Genomic DNA, 24,797 nt, shown 5'->3' with positions numbered 1-24,797 from the left:
GGCGTGAGGGGGAGGATCAATCGAGGACGGTTTGGGTCTGGTTGGGCTTGCCGCTGAAGGCGATCATCACCGCGATCAGCGCGAGTACGGAGAGCACGGCGCCGGCCAGGGGCACGCGGGTCAGGCCCAGGCCGTGGTCGATGACGCTGCCGCCGACCCAGGCGCCGATGGCGTTGCCGACGTTGAAGGCGCCGATGTTCAGGGTGGCGACGAGGTTCGGTGCGGCACCGCCGACGCGCACCACGTTGACCTGCAGGGCGGGCACCGCGGCGAAGGCGGCGGCGGCCCAGATGAACAGGGTGATCTCGGCCGGGATCAGCGCGGCGCTGGTCCAGCTCAATGCGGTGGAAACCACTGCCATGGTGGCGAAGACGCCGGCCAGGGTGGTGCCAAGGCGCCAGTCGGCGAGGCGGCCGCCGAGGATGTTGCCCAGGGTCAGGCCGAGGCCGATCAGAACCAGGGTCCAGGTGATGCCGCGCGGGGAAACCTGGGTGATTTCGCCCAGCAGCGGCGCGACGTAGGTGAACAGCGCAAAGACGGCGGCCGAGAACAGTACGGTGGTGCCCAGCGCCAGCCATAGCGGGCCGTTGCGCAGCGCGGCGAATTCCTTGCGCATGTCCACCGCTTCTTCATCGTGTTTCTTCGGCAGCACGCGCCACAGGCCGATGAGCGAAGCCACGCCGATCAGCGTCACCGCCCAGAACGGCGAGCGCCAGCCGGCGATCTGGCCCAACGCGGTGCCGGCCGGCACGCCGAGCACATTGGCCAGGGTCAGGCCGGTGAACATCAGAGCCACGGCGGACGCTTTTCGGTTGGCCGGCACCAGGCTGGCGGCGACCACTGAACCGATGCCGAAGAAGGCACCGTGACACAGCGCGGTGATGATTCGCGCCAGCATCAGCAGCCCGTAGTTGGCAGCCACCGCGCAGAGCAGGTTGCCGAGGATGAAGATGCCCATGAGCATCAGCAGCGCGCTCTTGCGCGGCAGGCGGGCGGTGAGCAGGGCCATGATCGGCGCGCCGATGGCGACGCTGAAGGCATAGCCGCTGACCAGCCAGCCGGCGGCGGGAATGCTGACGGACAGGTCGCCTGCGACCTCGGGCAACAGGCCCATGATCACGAATTCCGTGGTGCCGATGGCAAACGCGGACAAAGCGAGGACGAGAAGCGAAGTGGGCATGCGCCTGCTCCTGGAAAGTGGAAATTGTCGTGGCAGTAGCCGGGGGTTACAGCGCTTCGCTCAGGTGGCGAACAAAGGCCTGGATGGTCTCTTCATTGCGTTTGAAGAAGTTCCACTGGCCGACTTTTCGACTGGTCACCAGGCCCGCGCGCTGGAGGGTGGCCAGATGCGCGGAGACGGTGGATTGCGACAGACCGGTGCGCTGGTCGAACTTGCCGGCGCAGACGCCGATCTCGAAGGATTGGTGCTCCTGCTCGACGAAGAATTTCTCCGGGTCCTTCAGCCAGCGCAGCATGTCGCGCCGCACCGGGTGGGCCAGGGCCTTGAAGATTTCGTCGAGGTCGATACCAGGATCGAGATTGGGTTGTTCAGTCATGGGCACATCGGTATATCGCGTTGAGACGAACTATATATCGGTCAAAAGCGATATGAATTCGTTTGGGGCGATAGTAATGATCGACACCCGTGATATTAGCCTTCGGCACCGTCGTAGGAGCGGACTCCGTCCGCGATCGGTATCCGGCGCGATGCGGACCTATCGCGGATGAATCCGCCCCTACGCCGAGATCACGGCACGGCGTTTCGGGTTGGCCAGGGTTCCGCGCTAAGCTCGTCGTATGAATTATCTAGCGCACCTCCACCTGGGCGGCGACCGGCCCGCCCAACTGCTCGGCAGCCTCTACGGCGACTTCGTCAAAGGGCCGCTCGCCGGCCAATGGCCTGCCGACATCGAAGCGGCCATCCGTGTGCATCGGCGCATTGACGCCTTCACCGACAGTCACCCTTTGATACACATTGCCAAGACGCGCTTCCCGCAGGAGCGCCGACGCATGGCGGGCGTGCTTCTCGACGTATTCTTCGACCATTGCCTGGCCCGCGACTGGGGGCGTTTCTCCGATGAGCCGCTGGAGCGGTTCACCCATCGCGTCTACGGTGTACTGGGCCGCACGCCCGGCCTGCCGGAGCGTCTGGCGCGCATTGCACCGCGCATGGCCGCGCAGGACTGGCTCGGCAGTTATCGGCAGTTCGAAGTGCTGCAGGACGTGGTCGCCGGGATGTCCCGACGCCTGTCGCGACCGTCCCTGCTGGACGGCGCCTGGGATGAACTGGAGCGCCTGTACGAGCCGTTGAGCAGCGATTTTCGTGAGTTCTATCCCGAACTGCAGGCTTTCGTCAGAAAGCTGCCGAATTCGATGGACGGTCCGCCCTGACTTGATATGCGTCAACCGCCCGGCCGCCCATCGCGTGTGCAATAGACACATCTGAAGGACGACGAGAGGAGCAGCATCATGAAGTCGTTAATGGTCGCAACGGATCTGTCCGGCCGTTCGGAAAAGGCTCTGCACCGCGCGGCGGCGCTCGCCAAGCGCTTCGCCTGCCCCTGGACCGTGCTCTACGTGGTCGACGAGGACCAGCCGGCCGCACTGGTCGAGCAGGAGGCCACCCAGGTCAGGATGATGCTGGAGGCGCGTCTGGTGGAGCTGACCGAATGGGCCGGCAGCAGCCCGAAACTGATGGTCGAGCGCGGCGATCCGAATCAGCGGATTCTCTCCGCGGCCAAGAGCCAGAATGCCGAACTGCTGGTGATGGGCGCCCATCGCAAGAGCGTGCTGCGCGACATCTTCGTCGGCACCACCGTCGAGCGTGTACTGCGCGCCGGCCAGCTGCCGGTGCTGGTGGTCAACCAGCCGGCGAGAGGTGAGTACCGTGACCTGCTGTTGGCGCTCGACATTTCCCACGCCTCGGCCAACGCGGTGAATGTCGCGGGAACGCTGGGCCTGCTCGATGGTGCGGTGCGCCGTGGGGTCTACGCCTTCAGCCCGCTGGCCAAGGGCATGATGCAGTACTCCGGGGTCAGCGAGGAGCGGGTCGACGAGTTCGTCGGCACCGAGACGCGCCAGGCCGTGGAGGAACTGAAAACCTTCCTGCACGATGAGCGCTTGGACGATCGCATCGATGAACAACTGGTGGCCGTCGGGCTGCCGGGCAACGTGCTGCAGCGGATGGTCGACAAGCATCGGCCCGATCTGCTGGTCATGGGCACTCGGGGCATGGGTGGGATCAAGCGTGCCCTGATCGGCAGTGTTGCCGACTACGCTCTGCGCGAGCTGGATTGTGACATCCTGGTCGTGCCGCCGGAGACCGGCGCCTAGAGACTGTTTTCGGGCTTCACCGGGCGGCTCGAGGGTGCCGTCCGGCGCAGTTCGAAAGCCGCTTCGTCAGAGTGGGAACCCGTCGGCCGTAGGTTACGGCGGGCTCCACATCCCTTCCTGCTTTCAATCCGCTTGAGTCAGGCCGCGATGGCCGTTTCTTCCTGCGCGTCGCAAACCACTGCGTGGATCGCGTTGCGTGCCTGTTGCGCCAGCAGATTGCGATTCTGGTGAGCGCTGGACAGCGCCGGCAGCAAGTGGATTTCCACCACGCCCCGATCATTGCCGAACAACCGCTTCAGGTGGCTGACCAGCTCGTCGTCGCCGATGAAGGGCGCCAGTTCGCACGCCTGGCCGTCACGGCGGTAACGCAGCGCCACCGGCTGCACCGGTACGCCGGCTTCGATGGCGCTGGCCATCAGGCGGCCATGGAAAGTGCGCAGGCCCTGGCCATCGGTGGTGGTGCCCTCGGGGAAGACCAGCAGCGAGCGGCCGCGCGACAGGTGCGTGGCCAGCTGCGCATTGATCATCCGCGAGTCGCCCGACCCACGGCGAATGAACAGGGTGCCGGCCTTCTCCGCCAGCCAGCCGGCCACCGGCCACTGGCGCACTTCCGCCTTGGACAGGAACGTCAGCGGCAGCAGCGCGCCGAGCAGCGGAATATCGACCCAGGACACATGGTTGGACACCCACAGCATCGGCTGGCTGGGCAGCTCGCCGTGCACCGTGATCTCGAAGGGCAAGGCGGCGCTCAGGCGCGCCAGGAACCAGCGGGTCAGACGCTGGCGCAGGAGCATCCAGTCGTGGCCGGGCAGGCGTTCCAGCAGGCTGACCAAACCGGCCAGCGCCAGGCCCAGCGTCAACACCAGCAACAGGCGGGCGATGCGCAGCCAGGCGCGCAGGCTGCGCATCACACCGCCGCCTTGAAATGACGGGCGTAGCGCGGGCAGAGCTCGTCGCGCTTGAGCAGGATGAACACGTCGGCGACGCCGAAGTCCGGGTCCCAGCAGGGCTCGCCGCAGATCTTCGCGCCCAGGCGCATGTAGGCCTTGAGCAGCGGCGGCAGTTCGGCGGTGAGGTTGTCCGGCACATCCATCGGCGGCAGCGGCGTCTTCGGCTCGGCGCGCAGGTTTTCGTGGCACAGGTAACGGTCGCGCAGGCGCTGCATCACCGCGCGGGCCTGGATGCCGCCGTCGCGCATGGGGATGCTGGCGCAGCCCATCAGGTAGCGGTAGCCGCCTTCGTTGAGCACTTCGGCCAGTTCGCTCCAGAGAACGGCGATGGTGCCGCCGTTGCGGTAATCCGGGTCGACGCAGGTGCGGCCGATTTCCAGCACCGGGCCCTGCAGGTTGTCCAGGCCGTCGAGGGCGAACTCTTCCTCGCTGTAGAAGCGGCCCAGGCGCTGGGCGGCGCGATGGTCGAGCAGGCGGGTGGTGGCCACCAGCGCGCCGGTGTTCAGGTCACGCACGCCGATGTGGGCGCAGTGGCGGTCGTAATCGTCCATGTCCAGGCCTTGGTCCGCGCCCTTGAGCTGGGCGTCGAATTCGCTGCTGAACACGCGGTAACGCAGGGCCTGGGCTTCGCGCAGGGCGCGGGCGCCGCGCAGACGTACGGCCTTGAGACGGCGCTGCGCCGGGATGTCACAGGAGAGGGCGATCTGACTCATGCAAGGCCTCCGTGTGCCGGCCATGCGGGTTGCGGCCGGTCGGCTTTGTTGTGCAAGCTCAGGCTAGGAATGAGCGGTGTCACCCCCATGACGGCGCGGTGATGCTTGTATGACAACGACGAATGGCTTGAAGAAGGAGCGCCGCGATGCCCTGGAAATGCCTGCTCGGCCCGCAGGATCGACTGCCCGCCGGAGTCCCCCTGGACGACTGGTACGCCGAGCTGCTCGAACGCGCCGGCGCTGTCGGCAGCTTCGAACTGGCGGTACTTGGCGGACGCCTGGCGGCTACACCGGGGCTGGCCTTCCTCGCCGGCTACCAGGCCGCCCTGCGCGCGCTCTGGCCGGCGGCGCCGCTTAGCCTTGGCGCGCTGTGCGTGACCGAGAAGAAGAGCGTGCGTCCGGCGGATTTGCAGACTCGCCTGGATGGCCTGGTACTGCGGGGCCAGAAAGACTTCGCCACCGCGGCCGACCGCGCGGCCTGGTGGCTGGTGGCGGCGCGCGATGAAGACGAAGGTGAAGCCCCGCGCCTGGCGATGGCAGTAGTGCTGGCCGGAGCACCAGGCGTGACGCTGGAGCCGCTGCCGGCCCTGCCGCTGCTGCCGGATATTCCCCATGCCCGCCTGCTGCTCGACGGCACCCATTGCGAGCGCCTGCCCGGCGACGGCTGGGAGGCCTACAGCAAGCCCTTCCGCACCCTGGAAGACACCCATGTGCTGGCTGCCCTCTGCGCCTGGCTCTACGGCCTGGCCAACGAGCTGCACTGGCCGGCGGCGCTGACGTTGCGCCTGGTCGGCGTGCTGGCCGGCTGTGCGGAAGTGAGCCGGCAACCGGCCGCTCAGGCGGAAGCCCATCTGCTGCTGGCCGGGGTGTTCAGCCAGTTCGAGTACCTGTCGGCAGCGCTGGATGCCGCGTTCGCCACGGCCGATCCGGCGCTGGCGGCGGCGTGGAGGCGTGACCGTGGTGTCCTCGCGATTGCCGGCGCGGCACGGGCCAAACGCCTGGAGAAAGCGCGGGCGGTATTGGGGCTTGATCCAGGTCAGTGAGCGCGAGGGAAGGGCTGGTTAGCCTTTGCGGCCGTTTCTGAAGTCGTACTCAGAAATATCCGCACGGCTACCCACTGTTTTCCCACTCTCTCGACAGGAACTCCCCCATGCGACGCGAACCCATCGTGCTGTTCGACGACGGCAAACACCAGTGCCTGTGTTTCGACGATCTGGTGAGTGGCGACGGGGTCCAGTCCAACCAGTTCCTGATCGTCGACCACGAGAAGCGCCTGCTCCTCGATCCGGGTGGCGACCTGACCTACACACCGTTGTCGCTGGAGCTGTCCAAGCTGTTCCCGCTGCAGGACCTGGACTACATCTTCGCCTCGCACCAGGACCCGGACATCATCGCCGCCCTCGACAAGTGGCTACTGCACACCCGCGCCAAGGTCATCTGCTCCAAGCTCTGGGCGCGCTTCCTGCCGCACCTGACGGCCAACTACCTGGCGGTCAACCACGGCATCTCCACCTATGACCGGGTCATCTCGCTGCCGGACCGTGGCGAGTCCGTGCAACTGGGGCGCTGCCAGCTGAAAATGATCCCTGCGCACTTCCTGCATTCGGTGGGCAACTTCCAGGTCTTCGATCCGGTGAGCAAGATCCTTTTCTCCGGCGACATGGGCGCCTCCCTGGTGGACGACGCCAACCCCGTGCAGGACTTCGCCGCCCACCTGCCGCACATGGAAGGCTTCCACCGCCGCTACATGGCCTCCAACAAGGTCACCCGCCTGTGGGCCTCGATGGTGCGCGGCATGGACGTCGAGATGATCGTGCCGCAGCACGGCCGGCCCTTCGTCGGCAAGGCGATGATCAGTGCCTTCCTCTACTGGATCGAGAACCTACAGTGCGGCATGGATCTGCTGGGACCTGAGGACTATCAGGTGCCGCGCTGAGAGGGGCTGATTGATTGCGCCAATCGTCCTTGAACTAGGCACGATCGGCGCTTAATCCGTCATCGTCGCCGTGCTAGGGTGCGGGCCGACCCGATAACAAGAGGCCCACCGATGCCCACCTTCCCGCGCAGCCCGCTGCTGCGCGCCCTGGCACTCGCCAGTTGCCTGCTTTGCGGCCATGCCTTGGCTACCGACATCTGGCCCGAGGCCGACTGGTCCCATGGTGCCACGCCCAGCGGCGCCGCCGTCCAGGCCTTCGAGAACTACGCCTTCCCCATTCGCGACGACGCCACCCGCAAGGGCGTGCGCACCGACGCCGTGGTGGTGATCCGCGACGGCCAGCTGATCTACGAACGCTATGCTGGCCCGACGCGCGCCGAGACGCCGCACCTGGCCTGGTCGATGAGCAAGAGCCTGATGGCCAGCGTGCTCGGCGTGGCCTTCGGCGAGGGCCGCTTCCAGCTCGACGACCCGGTGGCGAGCCACTACGCGCCGTTCGCCGCGCACCGCGACATCACGATGCGCCACCTGCTCAACTGGGCCTCGGGCCTGGCCTGGCAGGAAGACTACGAATACGCGCCGGTGCGTTCCTCGGTGGTGGCGATGCTCTACACCCGAGGCCGCGACGACATGGCGAAATTTACCGCCGACTTCCCGCTCGACGCGATTCCGGGGCAGCGCTTCCGCTATTCCAGCGGCGACAGCAACGTGCTCTCGGCAACCCTCAAGCAGATGGTCGGGGTGCAGGCCTACGCGGATTACCCCTGGACCGCGCTGTTCCAGCCACTGGGCATCCAGTCGGCGGTGTGGGAGCGCGATGCCAGCGGTACCTTCGTCGGTTCCTCCTACGCCTACATGACCGCCCGCGACATGGCCCGTATCGGCCTGCTGATGCAGCGCGGCGGGCGCTGGAAGGACCGCCAGCTGCTGCCGCAGGCGTGGCTGCAGTTCGTCCTCGCGCCGTTCCCCAACTACAAGCCGCAGGCGGAAAAGCCCGGCGAGGCGGTACCCGGCGGCCAGTGGTGGCTGAACCGCGCGGTAGCCGGCGCCCCGGCGCCCTGGCCGAACGCCCCGGAGGACACCTTCGCCGCCCTCGGCCACTGGGGCCAGGCGCTCTACGTGATCCCCGAAGAGAAACTGGTGATCGTGCGCTATGCCGACGACCGCGACGGCAGCTACCAGCACGACGCCTTCCTCAAGCTCGTCCAGGCGGCCTTCGCCCAGCCGGAGGTGCAGCCATGATCCGCCGTCACCCGGTCCTGACCGCGCTGCTTCTGCTGCTGCTCCTGCTTGTCGCCACGGCCTGGCAGAACCGCGTCCACCTGGCCGCCTTCCCCGGCATCATCGGCGCCTACACGGCCAAGGAGTACTGCTCCTGCCGCTACGTCATGGGGAACTCGGCGGACTATTGCCGGGCCTATACGAAGCAGTACGTGCCGACCAGCGCCTTCCTCGACGACGAAGCGCACAAGCGGGTGACCGCCCGCGGTCTCGGCAGTACCCAGACAGCCGCCTGGCTCGGCGCGCGCGAAGGATGCCGGCTGATGCCCCAGGCGGACGCGTTGCCCAACCACTGACGGGTACGTTCCACGGAGCGGGGCGCCCCGCTCTGGAGGAATGATGTCTTCTCTGAAGTGCGCGCTGATGGGAGCGTTGCTGATTCTCACCAGTCCGCTGGCGCTGGCCGAGTGGCAACTGGACGGCGACACCTCGCGGATCAGCTTCGTCTCGGTCAAGCGTGGCAAGATGGTGGAAGTGCAGCGCTTCGACCAGCTCTCCGGGCAGATCGACGACAAGGGCGCGGTGCGCCTGGTGGTGCCGCTGGCCTCTATCGACAGTGGCCTGGCGCTGCGCGATGAGCGCATGCGCAACTCGTTCTTCGAGGTCGAGCGCTACCCGGAGGCGATCATCACCAGCCAGTTGGACCTGAGCCTCTACGATGACCTGCGAGTGGGCCAGTCGCGGCCGGAAACCCTCGAATTCAATCTCGATCTGCACGGCCAGCAGCGCCGGTTGAAAGCCGAGGTGCTGGTCATTCGGTCCAGCGAGGAGCGAATCGAGGTGACCACCCTGGAGGCGCTGGTGCTAAAGCTGATCGACTTCGATCTGGAAGAGAAGCTGGAACCGCTCAAGGAGGTCGCCAACCTCCCGTCCATCACCCCCGAGGTGCCGGTGTTCGCGGTGCTGGGCTTCCGCCAGGTGATCAAGCAGGCGCCGTGATGGTTCCCGTAGGAGCGAGCTTGCTCGCGAACCCGCCTGACGCCGGCCTTGCCGGCTGATCGCGGACGGAGTCCGCTCCTACGAAAGGCTGCCTCACCATTGCAGGCCGATACCCAAGGAAAAGCGCAGCTTTTAGCCGCGGGTCAGACTGGCGTGGTAACCGCGACAGTGGGCACCTGGTGCTCTACCTGGAAGCCGAAACCACAACTGGCAGAGGTGGCGAGGATGAGCGCGAACAGCAGTGCGATCTTCATGGCGGTTCTCCTGCGTTTCAGGATCGGGCGACTTCCAGTCTACGCCCCGACCGCCGATGCGCGCCGAAGACCAGGAAACTGCCCGCGGCGAACAGCCAGGCGCTGATACCGCCATACCCGAGCACCCAGCCGAAGCCTTGCACCAGTGCGGCCCGCGCACGTTCCGGATCGTCGGCACCGAGCTGGCCGCTGGCGATGGTCGCGGCCAGTTGCAGACGCGCTTCGCCTTCCACGCCCGACAGTCCCGCGGCGACGCCCCAGAGCAGGAGCAGCCCCATCACCGCGATGTTGAGCGCCAGGGAGATCATCCGCGCGCTCATGTCGATGCCCGAGGCCATTCCGGCGCGTGCCGCGGGTACGGCGGCGGTGGAGGTGTTGGTCACCGTGGTGTTGGTCAGGCCCAGACCGATGCCGGCCAGCACGCAGCCGGGCAGCAGGGTCAGCCAGCTGGCGTCCTCGGCGGTGCTGCCCCAGAGCATCAGGAAGAAGCCGGCGCCGATCACGAACAGCCCACCGGGGATCACCCAGCCCGGCTGGAAGCGATGCGCGAGGCGTTCGGCGATGGGCGGCACCACCAGCGTGGGCAGGGTGTAGGCGAGCAGCGACCAGCCGGCCTTTACGTCGTCATAGCCGAGTACCCCGTGGTAGTAGACCGGCAGGTAGATCATCAGCGGCCAGAAGCTCACATTCATCCCGGCCGAGCCGAACATCGCACCGGAGAAGGTGCGGATGCGCAGCACGGAGAAGTCGAACATCGGGTGGGCGACGCGACGTTCGATCACGATGAAGGCCGCCAGGCAGGCAAGGCTGGTCAGCAGGATCGCCAGCGCCCGCGGGCTGGTGAAGCCCATGTCGGCGCCCTGGGTGATGTAGAAGACGGTGCCGAGCACGGCCAGCGACAGGGTGAACATGCCGCCCAGGTCGAGCCTTTCGGCGTCCGGGTCGCGGGATTCCACTGCGCCGTATTGCGCCAGGGCCAGGGTGAGCAGGGCGAGCGGCCCGTGCACCAGGAACACCCATTGCCAACTGGCCAGGGCGACGATGGCGCTGCCGATGATCGGCCCGAAGCCCAGGCCGATGCCGAAGATCACGCCCCATGCCGCGAAGGCGCGGACGCGCTCGGCCGGGGCGCTGAACTGGCTGGTCAGCACCGCCACCTGGCAGATCAGCATGACCCCGCCGGCCGCGCCCTGCAGGAAGCGCCCGGCGATCATGGTCGGCATGTTGCTCGCCAACCCGCAGAGCAGCGAGGTGAGGCCGAACAGCGCCAGGCTGATGACGAACAGGCGCTTGCGGCCGAAGCGGTCGGCCAGGGTGCCGGCGGCCATCAGCACGCTGGTGACGGCGATGGTGTAGGCATTCATCACCCATTGCAGGTCCTGGAAATCGCCGTGCAGCACGCGCTCCAGGGCTGGCAGGCTGGCCGGTACGCTGGAAATCTCCAGGCCGAACATCATCGAGGACAGGCACACCGCGGCCAGGGCGATGAGATTGCGGGGATTGTGGATGGCTGTCATGAGGGCGGCTCCAATTCAGGACCTCCATTCTGGAAGAGAATAAAGTTCCCTATTGGCTCCATTTCGTCCCATCATTGGTGCTTGTTAGGATTCAAAAGGGCAGGCCGATGGATGACCGATTCGATGGTATCGCCACCTTCGTCCAGGTGGTGGATGCCGGCAGCTTCGCCGTGGCGGCGGAGCGCCTGAACCTCACGCGCTCGGCGGTGGGCAAGGCCATTGCCCGGCTGGAGGCGCGCCTCGGCGTGCGCCTGTTGCAGCGCACCACGCGCAGCCAGAACCTCACCGACGACGGCCAGGTGTTCTATGACAGCTGCGTGCGCGCGCTGGCCGAACTGGACGCCGCGCATACCGTGCTGGAAGGCGGACGGATGGAGCCGCGTGGACGCCTGCGGGTCAGCGTGCCGATCTCCTTCGGCCACCTCTGCGTGGTACCGCTGATGCTGGAGCTGGCGCGGCTGTACCCGACGCTGAAGATCGACCTGTCCTTCACCGACCGCCGTGTCGACCTGGTGGAAGAGGGCTTCGACCTTGCCGTGCGCATCGGCCCGCTGGGCGACAGCGCCACGCTCGCCGCGCGCAAGCTGGGCGTGCAGTACACCAGCATCGGCGCGGCGCCTGCGTATATCGCGGAGCACGGCATGCCGCAGGACCTTGACGAGTTGGCCGGCCATGCGGCGATCAGTTATTCGGTCGCCGGCGTCACTTCGCCCTGGGACCTGCGCGACGACGACGGCCAGGCAAAGCGCATCGACATCGACCCGCAGCTGAGCATGGACGACCTGCAGGCCATCACCGCTGCTGCCGTGGCGGGCTTCGGCCTGGCGCGCCTGCCTTCCTGGCTGCTGGCGCGGCACGTGAAGCTGGGCGAATTGGTGGTGGTGAAGGGGCGCTGCAACCTGCCGCCGCTGGACATCCACGCGGTGTGGCCGAAGACCCGCTACATGCCGTCGAAGATTCGCTGCGCCATCGATGCGCTGGTAGCCGGGATTCCCGCCTTGCTGGCCGACTGAACCATTGGCGCCGCCACCTGCCCAAGGGCTCGCCTGTCGGCTGGTTTGCAAGCTATCGGCGGGCCGCTATCGTTGGCCGTTGTTCCGTCTGTTTTTCATGTAAGGGATTTCATGCGCTCGCTGTTCGCCTTCCTCCTCGCGGCTGGATTCGCCGCCTCCGCCCAGGCTGCCTGGTACCTCGACTACGAGTCGTCGCGGCTGACCTTCGTCACCAGCAAGAACACCGACGTCGCCGAGGTGAGCCGCTTCCTGGTGATGCACGGCAAGGTCGACGAACACGGGCAGGCCGAACTACGCATCGAGATGGACTCGGTGAGCACCGGCATTCCGCTGCGCGACGAGCGGGTGCGCGAGACGCTGTTCGACACCGAGAAGTACCCGGATGCGCGGATCACCGCCCGTCTGGACCTGCGGCCGATCACTGACCTGGCCAGTGGCGTACAGATGGAGATGCGTCTGCCGCTGCGCCTGGAGCTGCGCGGTCAGTCGAAGGACTATCGCACCGACGTGCTGATCACCCGCCTGGACGAACACCGCTTCCAGGTGGTGACGCTTTCGCCGGTGGTGGTCAACGCCGCTGACTTCGGCCTGGCCCCGGGCGTGGCCCAGCTGCGCAAACTGGCCGGGCTGAACAGCATCGGCCTGTCGGTGCCGGTGGGCGCCGTGCTGATCTTCGCCTCACGGTGAGCGGACCTATCTTCCCCTGGCGAAGCGCCAACCGCTTCGCCCTGCTCTGCGATGGAGAGCGCTTCTTCCCGCGCATGTTCGAGGCCATCGACAGCGCCGAGCGCCAGGTCGAGCTGGAGCTCTACCTGGTGGAGAGCGGCAGTTGCGCCGAGGCTCTTCTGGACCATCTGCTGGCCGCCTGCGCGCGCGGTGTGCGGGTGCGCTGCCTGTTCGATGCCTTTGGCAGCCTGAAGCTTTCCAGCGCCTGGACGCGGCAGCTGGTGGAGGCGGGCGGCGAGCTGCGCCAGTACAACCCGCTGAACTGGAAGGCCGGGCTGCGCAACCTGTACCGCGACCACCGCAAGCTGCTGCTGGTGGATGGACGCATCGCCTATGTCGGCGGCACGGGCGCTACCGACGAGTTCTGGTCGGCGCGGGACAACCGCAGCGACTGGCACGAAGTGATGGTGGAAATGACCGGCGCCATCGTCGCCGACTGGCAGCGCCTGTTCGAGCGCCAGTGGCACGCCACCTTCGGCGTGCGCGCGTGGAAGCCCCGCGAGGAGGTACTGCTGACCCGCCTGCCGCCGCTCCCCAGTGCGGGGGATGGCCTGGCGCGGGTCGCCTACGCGGACGCCAGCCAGCATCGCGACATCCTGCAGTCGCTGGTTCGCTCACTGCGTGGGGCACACACGCGCATCTGGCTGGCCACGCCGTATTTCCTGCCGACCTGGAAGGTCCGTCGCGCGCTGCACAAGGCCGCCAAACGCGGTGTCGACGTGCGCCTGCTGCTCACCGGCCGGCTCACCGATCATGCGCCGGTACGCTATGCTGGCCAGCGCTATTACCCACGCCTGTTGCGTGCGGGCGTGCGGATCTTCGAGTACCAGCCACGTTTTCTTCATCTGAAGATGGTACTGGTCGATGACTGGACCAGTGTCGGCTCCTGCAACTTCGATCATTGGAACCTTCGCTTCAATCTGGAGGCCAATGTAGAAGCGTTCGATCCGCAGTTCACTGCGGCGGTCGCCGAGTGTTTGTGCACGGACTTCGAGCAGAGCCGCGAGATAGACCTCGGCAGCTGGCACGCCCGGCCCTGGTGGAAGCGCGTGCGTGAACGGCTATGGGGCTCCCTCGACCGGCTGGTGGTGAATTTTCTCGACCGCCGGCGTTGATCCGGCGGAGCGCCCTAACCGGTTTTTCGAATAGGAGAGCGGCGTTGAGTACGATTCAGAAGGAACGATTCATCGGCCTGGAGTGGCTGCGCTTCCTGTTGGGTATCTACGTGGTGATCTACCACACCCTGCACAGCTACCCGGCGGAGCAGAAGTTCGCAGGCCTCGACGACCTGACCAGCCTGGGGTTCTTTGCCACCAGCACCTTCTTCGTGTTGTCGGGCTTCCTGCTCTGCCACGTCTACGTGAGCGACGGGCAACTGCGCGAAAGCCCGCGCAGCTTCTTCACCAAGCGGCTGTCCAATCTATACCCGCTGCACATCTTCTCGATCCTGCTGACCATCGCCGTGCTGCTGACTGTCAGTGGACTGGGCATCGGCCCGGACATCAACCAGGCCACGCCGCGTTTCGTCATCTACGACACCAACGAAGTGATCGGGCGACTGCAGCCGCAGCTGTTCCATCACTGGATGAGCGACCGCGAGCTGCTGTTCAACAGCATCCTGCAGCTCACCATGATGCAGGCATGGAACCCGTATTACCTGACCTTCAACGCGCCGCTGTGGTCGTTGTCGACGCTGTTCTTCTTCTACCTCTGCTTCCCCTATGTGGCGCCTAGGCTGGCGCGTGTGCAGCACAAGTGGCGGCTGCTGATCATCCTCTGGCTGCTGTACCTGGTGCCGCCGCTGCTGGTGGTGGCCAGCCAGGAGTACGGCATGCCGTGGACCGGCCTGCTGCACCGCAACCCGCTGTTGCGCCTGCCGGAGTTCCTCAGCGGTATCGTCGCCTACGGGCTGTTCCGCCAGTACAAGGATGCCGGCCGCACGCCGGGGCGCGGGCTGACATTGGCCATGGGGGGCTTCGTGCTGCTGAATTTCCTGGTGGCGGACTACCTCTACACCCACGGCGCCAAGTTCTGGTACTTCCTGCTGCACAACGGCCTGCTGCTGCCGGCGCAGTTGATGCTGGTGTACCTCAGTGCGTTGCCGCGCGACTCCGGCAGCAGCCTGATCCGCCGCTGGTCGCCGCGCCTGGGGGCGGCGTCGCTGTCGTTGTTCGCCCTGCACGTGCCGCTGTTCACTCTGTTCTCGCGGACCGAGAAGCTGATCCGCGCACCGGGGGACTGTCTGGCCGACTGGGCTTTCTGCGTCGACGCCGCGACCCATCAGCAGCTGTCGCTGTGGCTGTACCCGCTGTTCCTGCTGTTCATGGTAACGAGCTGCGTGCTGGTGCAGGAGCGCTGCGTGGTGCCGGTGCGCAAGTGGCTGGTGCGGCATTTGCTGCCGGTGCCGTCGTCACGGTCGCGGGTGGTGACGGAGTCCTGAGCCTTTGCCGTCGGCCTTGCCGACGGTTCGCGGGCATGGCCCGCTCCTACAGGGAAACTCGGTGCCGCTGCTCTTGTAGGAGCGGGCCATGCCCGCGAGCTGCAATGCACCGATGGATCACGATGCGCGCCGACCTCAACCCACCTGCGCCTGCCAGTCGTTTAGGTTGTAGTAGTTGGTCACCCGCGCGACCTTGCCGTCGCGGATCTCGAAGAAGGCGCCGGCCGGCAGCACGTAGGTCTGCCCGTTGGCCGGCGGCAGGCCCTCGTCGGTGCTCAGGTACTCGCCATGCACCACGAACTCGGCCGCGCCGCGCGTGCCGTCGTCGCTGACCATCACCACGATATCCGCCAGACGCTCGCGGTAGCAGCGGTTCATGTGCTCCATGAAGCGTGCGAAGGCCGCCTTGCCGTGCTGGCGTTCGCCTTGGTTGATGTCGTGCACCACCTCCTCGTGCAGCAGGCCAAGGAAGGTGGGTATGTCGCCGGCGTTGAAGGCGGCGTAGTAGGCACTGATCAGGGCCTTGGCGTGCATGGGTATGCTCCTGTCGCGGGTAGGGCTTAAGGCGGGTTTGTCGGCCATGATAGGTTGACCTGTCAGCCATCACTTTGCCGTTTGCGGCATCCAGCGGACGAAAACGACCATGCCCACGGACATCCGCCTGCTCAGCGGCGGCGCCATCCGCCCCTTCATCGATGATCTGGCGCGCCTGCGGATTACCGTGTTCCGCGAGTTCCCCTATCTCTACGAAGGCACTCCGGAATACGAGGCGAACTACCTGGATACCTACGTGCGCTCGCCCTGGAGCCTGTGCGTGCTGGTGCTCGATGGGGACCATGTGGTCGGCGCCTCCACCGGCCTGCCGCTGGCGGACGAGACCGACGAGTTCCAGCGGCCCTTCCTCGAGCAGGGCTGGAACCCCGAGCGCATCTTCTACTTCGGCGAATCGGTGCTGTTGCCGGCCTACCGCAATACCGGCCTGGGCCTGCGCTTCTTCGAGGAGCGCGAGCGTTATGCGCGGGGGCTGCAACGCTTCGACTGGTGCGCCTTCTGCGCGGTGCAGCGGCCGCCGGACCATCCGGCGCGCCCCGCCGGTTACCGGACGCTGGATGAGTTCTGGCGGCGCCGTGGCTTCACTCCCCATCCGGAGCTGCACACCGAGTACCACTGGCGCGACGTTGGCGAGTCGGGCGAAAGCGCCAAGCCCATGTCCTTCTGGCTCAAGGAGCTGACCTGATGATCCGTGTTGCCGCCTGCCAGTACGCCATCGAGTTGCACGAAAACTGGGAGGCCTACGCGCAGCACCTGGAAAACCTCTGCGCCGAAGCCGCGGGGCAGGGCGCGCGTCTGCTGGTGCTGCCCGAATATGCCGGACTGGTGCTGAGTGGCCTGCTGCCGACGGCGGTGCGCAGCGATCTGCACGGCTCCATCGCCGGCCTGCAGCCTTGGCTGCCCAAGTGGTTGACGCTGTGCGAATCCATCGCGCGGCGCATGAACCTCTACTTCGTGCCGGGCTCCGCACCGGAGCTCGACGCGGACGACCGCTACCGCAACCGCGCCTGGCTGTTCGGCCCCAATGGCCTGCTCGGCACCCAGGACAAGCTGCTGATGACGCGCTTCGAACGCGAGCAGTGGAACATCGTCGGTGGCGAAGGCTTGCGCGTGTTCGAGACGGAATTTGGCCGGCTGGGCATCCTGATCTGCTACGACAACGAATTCCCGCTGCTGGCGCGTACCCTCGCCGAGCAGGAGGTGGACCTGATCCTCGCACCCAGTTGCACCGATACCGAGGCCGGCTACCACCGCGTGCGTATCGGCGCCCAGGCGCGTGCGCTGGAGAACCAGATCGCGGTGCTGCATTCGCCCACCGTGGGCCTCGCGCCCTGGTCGCCGGCCCTGGACGAGAACGTCGGCCGCGCCGGCCTCTACGTGCCGCCGGACTACGGCATGCCAGCCAATGGCGTGCTGGCGCTGAGCGAGGAGTTGATGCCCTCGGAAAGCCGCTGGTTGCTGCACGACCTGGACCTGGACGAAGTACGCCGGGTTCGCCGCGAAGGGCAGGTATTTACCCGCCGCGACTGGCCGGAGCAGTTCACGCCGGAGCGGTTGAAGGTGCTGACTCAGTAAGCGGCTTCGCGCTGGTGGTGAGTGGGAGCGGCTGCTCGTCCTTGCTTCCCCAGCTATTTAGCCAGTCCTCTACGTCTTCTGGTTTGGCGTACTGGCCAGTCGCGCGGAACTCCTCCCAAGCTTGTTCGATCTCCATCGTGGCTTGCTGTCGCTCATTGGCAGATGTCGTCATTTCGGCCTCCCGCAAAGTTGGAGAAAGCGGCAAGATTTACAGCAGGCGAGAAGGCGTCAAACTCGAGACTGCCCGTTGCCGCTGGTTTTGGCATAACCGCGAAGTGGTCGACCCGGACTTTCGACGGGTGGCAAGGCGCGGTGCCCTGGTTATGCTCCGGGCATAACCATAAGAGGGACACCCCATGCTCCGACTGGCCCTGTGCGCCTTCCTCCTGCTGCTGGCCGGCTGCAGTTCGCCCGGTGCGTTCTTCGGTGCCCTGGACGGCCCGATGTTCAGCGCGCAGCCGAGCGATCCACAGCGTGCGACGGTGTACATCTACCGCCCGCAGAACCAGTGGTCCGACGAGGAGCTGGAAGCGCCGGGGCTGTTCCTCAACGATGAGCTGATCGGCAGCCTGCCGAGCAACGGCTATTTCGCCATGAGTTTCGAGCCGGGCAGTTATCCATTGCAGATGCGCCGCCCGCTGCTGGGCAGCTTCTGGACCTTCTTTGCCGGTGGCACCCTGGACTTCACTCTGATCTCAGGCTTCGCCCTGGAGGCCAAGGCTGGCCAGGTCTACTACCTGCGCTACGACGAAAGCCACACACCGCCCAAGTTCCAGCACAACGCTGGGGAGGGCGCCGGCCCGCTGAACCTGGTGGGCAATGAGCTGGGCTCGCGGGAGATCCCCGCCACGCGCCAGGTGCAGGAGCCGGTGAGCATTGCTGCCGACGGCAAGGAAGTGCCGCGCTAGCAGCGAGGGCATTATCCAGATTGTGAGCCCGCTCCCCTGGAACAGCGCTATTTCATTATTTGCTGCCTAAGGAATTTTCGGCCTGTGCTTTGGGAATCCGAGCGATTTCGAGGCCCTTGGCGGCGGCACAAGAATCGTGACTCCACTTTCCTGGAGTCACGCTATGGAACAAGCCGACAGCAACAAGATCGGGGTGGTGGCGGCCACCCTGATGGTGGCGGGAAACATGATGGGCTCGGGGGTTTTCATGCTCCCGGCCAACCTCGCCACCACCGGTGGCATCGCCCTCTACGGGTGGTTCATCACCATCGTCGGCGCCGTGTCGCTGGCTCTGGTCTTCGCCAAGTTATCGGCGATCGATCCTGCGGCGGGCGGCCCCTACGCCTATACGAAGAAGTCCTTCGGCAACTACATGGGTTACCAGACCAACCTGATCTACTGGTTGGCCAACGTGGTGGGCAACGTCGGCCTCGCGGTCGCCGGCCTGGGCTACCTCTCTCACTTCTTCCCCAGCTTGAAAGACCCGCTGGTGTCCGCCCTGGCGCAGATTGCGGTGATCTGGTTCTTCACCTACGCGAACATCCTCGGTCCGTCGGTGGTCGGCAAGCTGCAGTCGTTCACTACGATCTTCGCCCTGTTCCCCATCATCGGCATGGCGCTGCTGGGCTGGTTCTGGTTCAGCGGCGACATCTACCAAGCCGGCTGGAACGTGTCCGGCAAGAGCGGCTTCGAGGCTGTGGGTTCGACGCTGAACTACACGCTGTGGGCCTTCATCGGTGTGGAGAGCGCTTCGGTTTCGGCGGGCGTGGTGCGCGACCCGGCGCGCAACGTGCCGATCGCGACCGTCGGCGGCGTGCTGATCGCAGCGGTCTGCTACGTGCTCAGCTCCACGGCGATCATGGGCATGATCCCGAACAAGGACCTGCTCGCCTCCAGTGCCCCCTTCGCCGATGCGGCGCGTCTGGCGCTGGGTGATACCGCCGCCAACATCGTGGCCCTCTGCGCGGCGATCGGTTGCCTCGGCTCGCTGGCCGGCTGGACGCTGTTGGTCGGGCAGACCGCCAAGGCGGCAGCGGATGACGGTCTGTTCGGCAAGGTCTTCGCCAAGGTCAACGCCAAGGGCGTGCCCTCGGCAGGCCTGGCCATCGTCGCGGCGATCATGAGCATCCAGGTGCTGGCGACCATGTCGCCCACCGCCAGCGAGCAGTTCGGCAAGATCGCTTCCATCGCGGTGATCATGACGCTGCTGCCCTACATCTACTCGGCCATCGCCATCAAGGTGATGGGCTATCAGAAAATGCCGGCGCGGCAGTATGGCTTCTATACCTTCGTCGGCATCATCGCGGCGATCTACAGCCTTTGGGCGATGGTTGGCTCCGATGGCGAGCAGACGCGCTGGTCGCTGATCTTCGTGGTCTCCACGATCATCTTCTACGAGCTGTCGATCAACAGCATGCGCACCGTCGAGGAAACCGGCGTGCATCCGGGCGGCGTCTCGCCGGGCTGGATCCGCTTCGGCACCCTGGCGCTGACCATCCTCGCGCTGGTGGCGATGTTCTGGGTCTCGGTCGGCCGCCACGACAACCTCAACCTGCGTCCGCGGGTGCCGCAACCGGCAGCCGCCGTCTCCACCATCGCTGCCGCACCGGCCGCCGTGGTACCCGCCTCCAACTGATCCCTTCGCCTGCACGCGCCTTCTCCGATGGCGCTGAAGGCGGGGCAGGCGCCTGCCTGGCTGGCGGCTCGAGTGCCGCCAGCCGATTCAAGGAGTTTCCATGTCCGAGTCCGTTACCAAGAACACACTGGATGTCGTGGTGCTGATGGTCCACGAGGCGCTGGAGCAGCCCTCGTCAGCGGGGCGAGCTGCTCGTGCGCTGGTTCAGGATCTCGAACGGCGTGGCGTGACCGTGCTGCTCGCTGCGACCGCCGACGACGCCTGTGCCGTCATCGATTCGAACCCGGCCCTGCAATGCGTGCTGCTGAACTGGGAGTTGCCCGACGGGGCGCAGCCGGTGCTGGACAGGTTGCGCCAGCGGCATGCGCAGCTGCCTGTCTTCCTCATGGCATCGCGCGGCAACGCAGCTTCTATCGACCTGAAGGCGCTGCGCCAGTCGGACGATTTCATCTGGCTGCTGGAAGACACCACCGACTTCATTGGTGGCCGGATCGTTGCCGCCGTCGAGCGTTATCGCGACGTGGTATTGCCACCGATGTTCAAGGCGCTGATGAAGTTCTCTCGCGTCTACGAGTACTCCTGGCACACGCCGGGCCATACCGGCGGCACCGGCTTCCTCAAGGCCCCGGCCGGGCGCGTCTTCTTCGATTTCTTCGGTGAAGAGTTGCTGCGCTCGGACCTGTCGATCTCCGTCGGCGACCTGGGCTCGCTGCTCGACCACAGCGGCCCCATCGGCGAAAGCGAGCGCTACGCTGCGCGGGTGTTCGGCGCCCACCGCAGCTACCACGTCACCAACGGTTCCTCGACCTCCAACCGGGTCATCCTGATGGCCAGCGTCACCCGCGACCAGATTGCGCTGTGCGACCGCAACTGCCACAAGTCGGCCGAGCATGCGATGACCATGTCAGGGGCGATCCCGACCTACCTGGTGCCGTCACGCAACCATCTAGGCCTGATCGGCCCGATCCTGTCCGAGCGCCTGACGGCCGTGGCGGTGAAGCGTCATATCGCCGACAACCCGCTGGTGCACACGGGCATTGAAGCCACGCCGCGTCACGCGATCATCACCAACTCCACCTACGACGGCCTTTGCTACAACGTGGCGCGGGTCGAGGAACTGCTCGGCCAGAGTGTGGACCGCCTGCACTTCGACGAAGCCTGGTACGGCTACGCGCGCTTCAACCCGCTCTACCACCAGCGCCACGCCATGCATGGCGACCCGTCGGAGCACACGGCGGATCGCCCCACGGTATTCGCCACCCAATCCACCCACAAGCTGTTGGCGGCGTTGTCCCAGGCCTCGTTCATCCATGTGCGCGATGGGCGTAACCCGGTCGATCACGCGCGCTTCAACGAGTCCTTCATGATGCACGCCTCCACATCGCCGCAGTACGCGATCATCGCTTCCAACGATGTGTCGGCAGCGATGATGGATGGACAGGGCGGGGTGGCGCTGACCACTGATGCGATCCGTGAGGCGGTGGCATTCCGTCGTTTGCTGGCGCGCTTGAACAACGACTTCGCCGAGCAGGGCGACTGGTTCTTCGACGCCTGGCAGCCCGATGAGGTGTGTGATCCGAAGACGGGCCGCAAGGTGCGGTTCTTTGAGGCGGACGAGGAGCTGCTGGTCGGCGACCCGCGTTGCTGGACCCTGGCGCCGGGCGCTCGCTGGCACGGTTTTGGCGAGATCGAGGACGGCTACTGCATGCTCGATCCGATCAAGGTCTCGGTGGTGACGCCGGGCGTCTCGCCCAGTGGTGCGCTGATGCCGGTCGGCATTCCCGCTGCGGTGCTCACGGCCTACCTGGCGCAGCAGGGCATCGTGGTGGAGAAGACCACCGACTTCACCCTGCTGTTCCTCTTCTCCATTGGTGTGACCAAGGGAAAGTGGGGCACGTTGGTGAACGCGCTGCTGGGCTTCAAACGCGACTACGACGCGAACCTTCCGCTGTCACGCGCGCTGCCGCAGCTGGTCGCCAGCTGGGCGGAACGCTACGGCGACATGGGGCTCAAGGACCTCTGCGACCGGATGTTCGAAAGCATGGCCGAACTGCAGACCACCACCCTGATGGGGCAGGCCTTCTCGTTGCTGCCCGAGCCGCGCCTGACGCCAACTGCCGCCTACGAGCAACTGGTGAAGAACAACATCGAGCGACTGACCCTGGACGAAATGAGCGGCCGTACCGTGGCGACCGGCGTGGTGCCTTATCCGCCGGGCATCCCTCTGCTGATGCCGGGCGAGAGTGCTGGTGCGGGTGACGGACCGGTACTGGGTTACCTGAAGGCGCTGGAAGCTTTCGATCAGCGCTTCCCGGGCTTCGCCCACGACACCCATGGCGTCGAGGTGGAGGACGGCCTCTACCGGATCGCCTGCCTCAAGGAGTGACTTCCGCCGGCGTGCAGACCCGTCCGGTGCATGGATGAAAGTTTCGAAGGGCTCGGCGTCAAGCCAGCAATGGCAAGCCCCTGACGGGCGTATCGGGAGACCGGTGCGCCCGTTCTTTTTTTTGCGATGCAAGACCGTTTACGCGCAGTAGTTTCTCGGAGTCTTGCTCGGATCCTGTAGGAAATTGGCGTAACTGATCGCGGGTCTGTCCGTATCTGATTCCGCCCCGATTTCAGCGCTCTGGATGCCGATTAAGGTAGCGACTCCCGCCTCGGGCGACGGCCTCTGGTGCAGTCTTTCCAGCTGTCCCGCCGGGCTGTCGGTGAACCGTCCTCACTAGGAGTCGCTATGCATCTTCGGTCCGCTTTTGCCGCGCTGGCACTCAGCTGTCTCCCCCTGACCGGTTGCATGACCGATCAGGAGTTTCTTGCGCAGAACCAGAGCGCCGCGATCGACGCGACCGTCTCGCGCGCCAGGTTCGAGCTCAATTGCCCGGATGTGACCGCCTCGGTCCTGTCGAGCAAGGTCACCCAGGTTCGGTTCGCCAACATGAACAACCGAACCGAATACACCGTCGGCGCCCGCGGCTGTGGGCGCCAGGCGGTGTACATCACCTACTGCCTGGACCCGAGCACCTGCAATGCCATCAGCGATACCGCCCGGGTTGCCGAGTAGCGACGGGATTGCCGTGCGTCGAGCCCTGTTTCCACATCACTGAGCCCAAGGAGGGTTCATCCATGCATATCTTCAAGTCTCTGCCCATGATCAGTGCACTGGCGTTCGCGATTGCCGCACCTGTGATGGCCGCCGATATCCAGCTGGGTACCGCTGTCGAGGCTGATGAGGTCGTGACCAGGGTCGTCTCCATTGATGCCAGGGATCGCCGTCTCGTTGTCGAAGACGCGGCGGGCAAGCCGGTCACCGTGCAGGTCACCGATGCCGCTCAGGACCTGGGCCATCTGAAGGCAGGCGATTACATCGCTGCGCTGGTCATCCACTCCGCCGCCTTCGACTTCGACACCAAGGTCCAGAGCCAGGCCCCGGGCGGTATCGAGGCCGATGGTGCCGCACTGGCTACCCCGAGCAATCCGCATCCGGGCGGTGATGCTTTCCGTATGGCGCGTGTGCAGCTGAAGATCGTCGGGATCAACGTCAAGAAGCATGAGCTCACCTTCGAAGGTCCGGACGGCGCCACCAAGGTCGTTTCCGTCGACGATCCGAAGCTGCGCGGCAAGCTGGGTGAGTTGAAGATCGGGCAGATGCTGAACGTGACCTATGAGGACACCCTGCAGATCGTCACCTCCCATCCGGTCGCACAGGCTACGGCACCGGCCAAGTCCACCAATTGATTCAACCCTGTAGCTCCTGCGAGTCCGCAGGAGCCACGGCCCTTGCTTGATCGCTGTCCGGCGATGACCAATGGAACTCACCATGCGTTTGACTGATCTCGGCTGCCGATGCGCAGTGTTATTCGCCGCTGTTTGCCTCACCGCCTGCGGGCCGGAGGGAACGGCCCCTACAGGCGCCGCACCGATAGACGTCACTACCGTGACGACGAAGCCCGAGAGCTTGCCGGCGAGCATCACCTTCGTCGGCCAGACGCAAAGCCCCCAGGCCGTGGACATTCGCGCGCGAGTGAATGGCTTCCTCCTCAAGCGCAACTACGTCGAGGGGAGCATGGTGAAGACCGGCCAGTTGCTGTTCGAGATCGATCATGCGCCATTCCTGGCTGATCTCGCCTCGGCCAAGGCCGAGTACGAGGCACAGAAGGCACGTTACGAGCGGGCCAAGGCCAACCTGGACCGCGTCCTGCCGCTGGCGGCGGAGAACGCCCTGAGCCCCAAGGATCGTGACGACGCCATTGGCAGCGCCAAGGCCGCGGAGGCCTCCATGCAGGCGGCGCTGGCCCAGGTCAGAACCCAGGAGCTGAACCTCTCCTACACCTATATCCGTTCGCCGGTAGAGGGTGTCAGCGACTACGCAAAGGTGAACGATGGCACCTACGTCAATACCAGCAACAGCCTGCTGACCACGGTTTCGACCCTGGATCCCATGCGGGTGGTCCTGAGTGTGAGCGAGGAGCAGTTCCTCGCGATACGCAACCTGATCGACCGTGGCCGTCTGGTCATGCCGGCCGACGGGCGCATGGAGGCCGATCTGTTGATGGCCGATGGCTCCAGCTATCCGCATACCGGTGTGGTGACCTTCACCTCGACCTCGTTCAACCAGCAGACCGGCACCTTCATGGTGCGTGCCGATTTCGCCAACCCCAACGGCGACCTGCATCCGGGGCAATTCGTGCGCATCACGCTCAAGGGCGCGAGCTACGCCAATGCCATCCAGGTACCGCAGCGCGCGGTCATGCATGGGCCGAAAGGCGATTTCGTCTATATCGCCGGCACCGATGGCAAGGCCGAGGTTCGCCCGGTGCAGGTGGCCGAGCCGTCCGGTGCCTTCTGGCGGGTCGAAGACGGCCTCAAGGGCGGGGAGCAGGTGGTGGTCGACGGCGCGGGGAAACTCATGCCCGGCGCACCACTGAAAGTGACCGGCGCGGCGCCTGCCGGCAGCTTCGGCGCTTCTGCCGTGAAGCCTGAGTGAG

General features: G+C 65.7%; 25 protein-coding genes. 19 read left to right on the top strand and 6 right to left on the bottom strand.

From position 1 onward, the window contains the following. Window positions 1–16: 16 nt before the first annotated feature. Both J5M67_RS14630 and J5M67_RS14625 read right to left on the bottom strand, forming a co-directional pair. Entirely contained in the window at window positions 17–1,180 is a 1,164-nt protein-coding gene (locus tag J5M67_RS14630) for an MFS transporter (RefSeq protein WP_207886054.1), read from the bottom strand. 46 nt (window positions 1,181–1,226) lie between these two features. Beyond that, window positions 1,227–1,556 (bottom strand): helix-turn-helix transcriptional regulator, encoded by a 330-nt coding sequence (locus J5M67_RS14625; protein ID WP_207886053.1) that lies wholly within the window; start codon window positions 1,554–1,556, stop codon window positions 1,227–1,229. Between the two features lie 241 nt (window positions 1,557–1,797). Between J5M67_RS14625 and J5M67_RS14620 the strand changes: the two genes are divergently transcribed. Both J5M67_RS14620 and J5M67_RS14615 read left to right on the top strand, forming a co-directional pair. Next, window positions 1,798–2,391 (top strand): ACP phosphodiesterase, encoded by a 594-nt coding sequence (locus J5M67_RS14620; protein ID WP_207886052.1) that lies wholly within the window; start codon window positions 1,798–1,800, stop codon window positions 2,389–2,391. Window positions 2,392–2,469: 78 nt separating this feature from the next. Continuing rightward, on the top strand, window positions 2,470–3,333 hold the full coding sequence (locus J5M67_RS14615) for a universal stress protein (RefSeq protein ID WP_243434668.1): 864 nt from the start codon (window positions 2,470–2,472) through the stop codon (window positions 3,331–3,333). 137 nt (window positions 3,334–3,470) lie between these two features. On the opposite strand, the gene J5M67_RS14610 is transcribed toward J5M67_RS14615, so the two are convergent. Together J5M67_RS14610 and olsB are read right to left on the bottom strand one after the other, a co-directional pair. After that, window positions 3,471–4,241, bottom strand: a complete 771-nt coding sequence (locus J5M67_RS14610; RefSeq protein WP_207886051.1) for a 1-acyl-sn-glycerol-3-phosphate acyltransferase — start codon at window positions 4,239–4,241, stop codon at window positions 3,471–3,473. Further along, window positions 4,241–4,996 (bottom strand): L-ornithine N(alpha)-acyltransferase, encoded by a 756-nt coding sequence (gene olsB / locus J5M67_RS14605; protein ID WP_207886050.1) that lies wholly within the window; start codon window positions 4,994–4,996, stop codon window positions 4,241–4,243. Before olsB ends, J5M67_RS14610 begins: the two co-directional genes overlap by 1 nt. A gap of 146 nt (window positions 4,997–5,142) precedes the next feature. Between olsB and J5M67_RS14600 the strand changes: the two genes are divergently transcribed. The 5 genes from J5M67_RS14600 to J5M67_RS14580 all read left to right on the top strand — a co-directional run bounded on the left by J5M67_RS14600 (window position 5,143) and on the right by J5M67_RS14580 (window position 9,152). After that, window positions 5,143–6,039, top strand: a complete 897-nt coding sequence (locus tag J5M67_RS14600; RefSeq protein ID WP_207886049.1) for an acyl-CoA dehydrogenase family protein — start codon at window positions 5,143–5,145, stop codon at window positions 6,037–6,039. Window positions 6,040–6,146: 107 nt separating this feature from the next. Further along, window positions 6,147–6,932 (top strand): MBL fold metallo-hydrolase, encoded by a 786-nt coding sequence (locus J5M67_RS14595; protein WP_207886048.1) that lies wholly within the window; start codon window positions 6,147–6,149, stop codon window positions 6,930–6,932. Between the two features lie 111 nt (window positions 6,933–7,043). Then, the gene (locus tag J5M67_RS14590) at window positions 7,044–8,174 is read left to right on the top strand and encodes a serine hydrolase (protein ID WP_207886047.1); all 1,131 of its coding nucleotides are present in this window, start codon (window positions 7,044–7,046) and stop codon (window positions 8,172–8,174) included. Further along, entirely contained in the window at window positions 8,171–8,509 is a 339-nt protein-coding gene (locus J5M67_RS14585; protein WP_207886046.1) for an amidase, read from the top strand. Before J5M67_RS14590 ends, J5M67_RS14585 begins: the two co-directional genes overlap by 4 nt. A 43-nt stretch (window positions 8,510–8,552) precedes the next feature. Continuing rightward, a complete protein-coding gene (locus tag J5M67_RS14580; protein ID WP_243434667.1) occupies window positions 8,553–9,152 on the top strand; it encodes a YceI family protein in 600 nt (199 codons plus the stop codon). A 271-nt stretch (window positions 9,153–9,423) separates the two neighbouring features. Here the strand turns inward: J5M67_RS14580 and J5M67_RS14575 are convergent, their stop codons facing one another. Next, window positions 9,424–10,923, bottom strand: a complete 1,500-nt coding sequence (locus tag J5M67_RS14575) for an MFS transporter (RefSeq protein ID WP_207886045.1) — start codon at window positions 10,921–10,923, stop codon at window positions 9,424–9,426. 107 nt (window positions 10,924–11,030) lie between these two features. On the opposite strand from J5M67_RS14575, the gene J5M67_RS14570 reads away from it, so the two are divergent. The 4 genes from J5M67_RS14570 (at window position 11,031) to J5M67_RS14555 (ending at window position 15,102) form a co-directional block, all read left to right on the top strand. Then, the gene (locus J5M67_RS14570; RefSeq protein ID WP_207886044.1) at window positions 11,031–11,936 is read left to right on the top strand and encodes a LysR family transcriptional regulator; all 906 of its coding nucleotides are present in this window, start codon (window positions 11,031–11,033) and stop codon (window positions 11,934–11,936) included. A gap of 111 nt (window positions 11,937–12,047) precedes the next feature. Further along, window positions 12,048–12,623 (top strand): YceI family protein, encoded by a 576-nt coding sequence (locus J5M67_RS14565; protein ID WP_207886043.1) that lies wholly within the window; start codon window positions 12,048–12,050, stop codon window positions 12,621–12,623. Then, entirely contained in the window at window positions 12,620–13,777 is a 1,158-nt protein-coding gene (locus J5M67_RS14560; RefSeq protein ID WP_207886042.1) for a phospholipase D-like domain-containing protein, read from the top strand. Before J5M67_RS14565 ends, J5M67_RS14560 begins: the two co-directional genes overlap by 4 nt. A gap of 44 nt (window positions 13,778–13,821) precedes the next feature. Further along, window positions 13,822–15,102: an acyltransferase gene (locus tag J5M67_RS14555; protein ID WP_207886041.1), complete on the top strand. Its 1,281-nt coding sequence runs from the start codon at window positions 13,822–13,824 to the stop codon at window positions 15,100–15,102. A gap of 135 nt (window positions 15,103–15,237) precedes the next feature. Here J5M67_RS14555 and J5M67_RS14550 read toward each other — a convergent pair whose 3' ends face one another. Further along, window positions 15,238–15,636, bottom strand: coding sequence for a nuclear transport factor 2 family protein (locus J5M67_RS14550; protein ID WP_207886040.1), 399 nt, complete (start codon window positions 15,634–15,636; stop codon window positions 15,238–15,240). Window positions 15,637–15,745: 109 nt separating this feature from the next. Here J5M67_RS14550 and J5M67_RS14545 point away from each other — a divergent pair, with 109 nt between their 5' ends. From J5M67_RS14545 to J5M67_RS14510, 8 genes are all read left to right on the top strand, one after another. Further along, a complete protein-coding gene (locus J5M67_RS14545) occupies window positions 15,746–16,339 on the top strand; it encodes a GNAT family acetyltransferase (RefSeq protein WP_207886039.1) in 594 nt (197 codons plus the stop codon). After that, on the top strand, window positions 16,339–17,229 hold the full coding sequence (locus tag J5M67_RS14540; protein WP_207886038.1) for a carbon-nitrogen hydrolase family protein: 891 nt from the start codon (window positions 16,339–16,341) through the stop codon (window positions 17,227–17,229). The genes J5M67_RS14545 and J5M67_RS14540 overlap by 1 nt, the downstream gene beginning before the upstream one ends. A 356-nt stretch (window positions 17,230–17,585) precedes the next feature. Next, on the top strand, window positions 17,586–18,137 hold the full coding sequence (locus J5M67_RS14535) for a DUF2846 domain-containing protein (RefSeq protein WP_207886037.1): 552 nt from the start codon (window positions 17,586–17,588) through the stop codon (window positions 18,135–18,137). Between the two features lie 163 nt (window positions 18,138–18,300). Then, the gene (gene adiC, locus J5M67_RS14530; protein ID WP_207886036.1) at window positions 18,301–19,812 is read left to right on the top strand and encodes an arginine/agmatine antiporter; all 1,512 of its coding nucleotides are present in this window, start codon (window positions 18,301–18,303) and stop codon (window positions 19,810–19,812) included. 100 nt (window positions 19,813–19,912) lie between these two features. Next, window positions 19,913–22,198: an Orn/Lys/Arg decarboxylase N-terminal domain-containing protein gene (locus tag J5M67_RS14525; RefSeq protein ID WP_207886035.1), complete on the top strand. Its 2,286-nt coding sequence runs from the start codon at window positions 19,913–19,915 to the stop codon at window positions 22,196–22,198. 408 nt (window positions 22,199–22,606) lie between these two features. Further along, window positions 22,607–22,873 (top strand): hypothetical protein, encoded by a 267-nt coding sequence (locus tag J5M67_RS14520; protein WP_207886034.1) that lies wholly within the window; start codon window positions 22,607–22,609, stop codon window positions 22,871–22,873. Between the two features lie 62 nt (window positions 22,874–22,935). Next, a complete protein-coding gene (locus J5M67_RS14515) occupies window positions 22,936–23,547 on the top strand; it encodes a hypothetical protein (protein ID WP_207886033.1) in 612 nt (203 codons plus the stop codon). Between the two features lie 199 nt (window positions 23,548–23,746). Then, window positions 23,747–24,796: an efflux RND transporter periplasmic adaptor subunit gene (locus J5M67_RS14510; protein WP_207886032.1), complete on the top strand. Its 1,050-nt coding sequence runs from the start codon at window positions 23,747–23,749 to the stop codon at window positions 24,794–24,796. The last annotated feature ends 1 nt before the right edge of the window (window position 24,797 follow it).

The organism is Pseudomonas sp. 30_B (assembly GCF_017491605.1).
GTDB lineage: Bacteria > Pseudomonadota > Gammaproteobacteria > Pseudomonadales > Pseudomonadaceae > Pseudomonas.
This window is presented reverse-complemented; position numbering and strand designations above follow the sequence as displayed.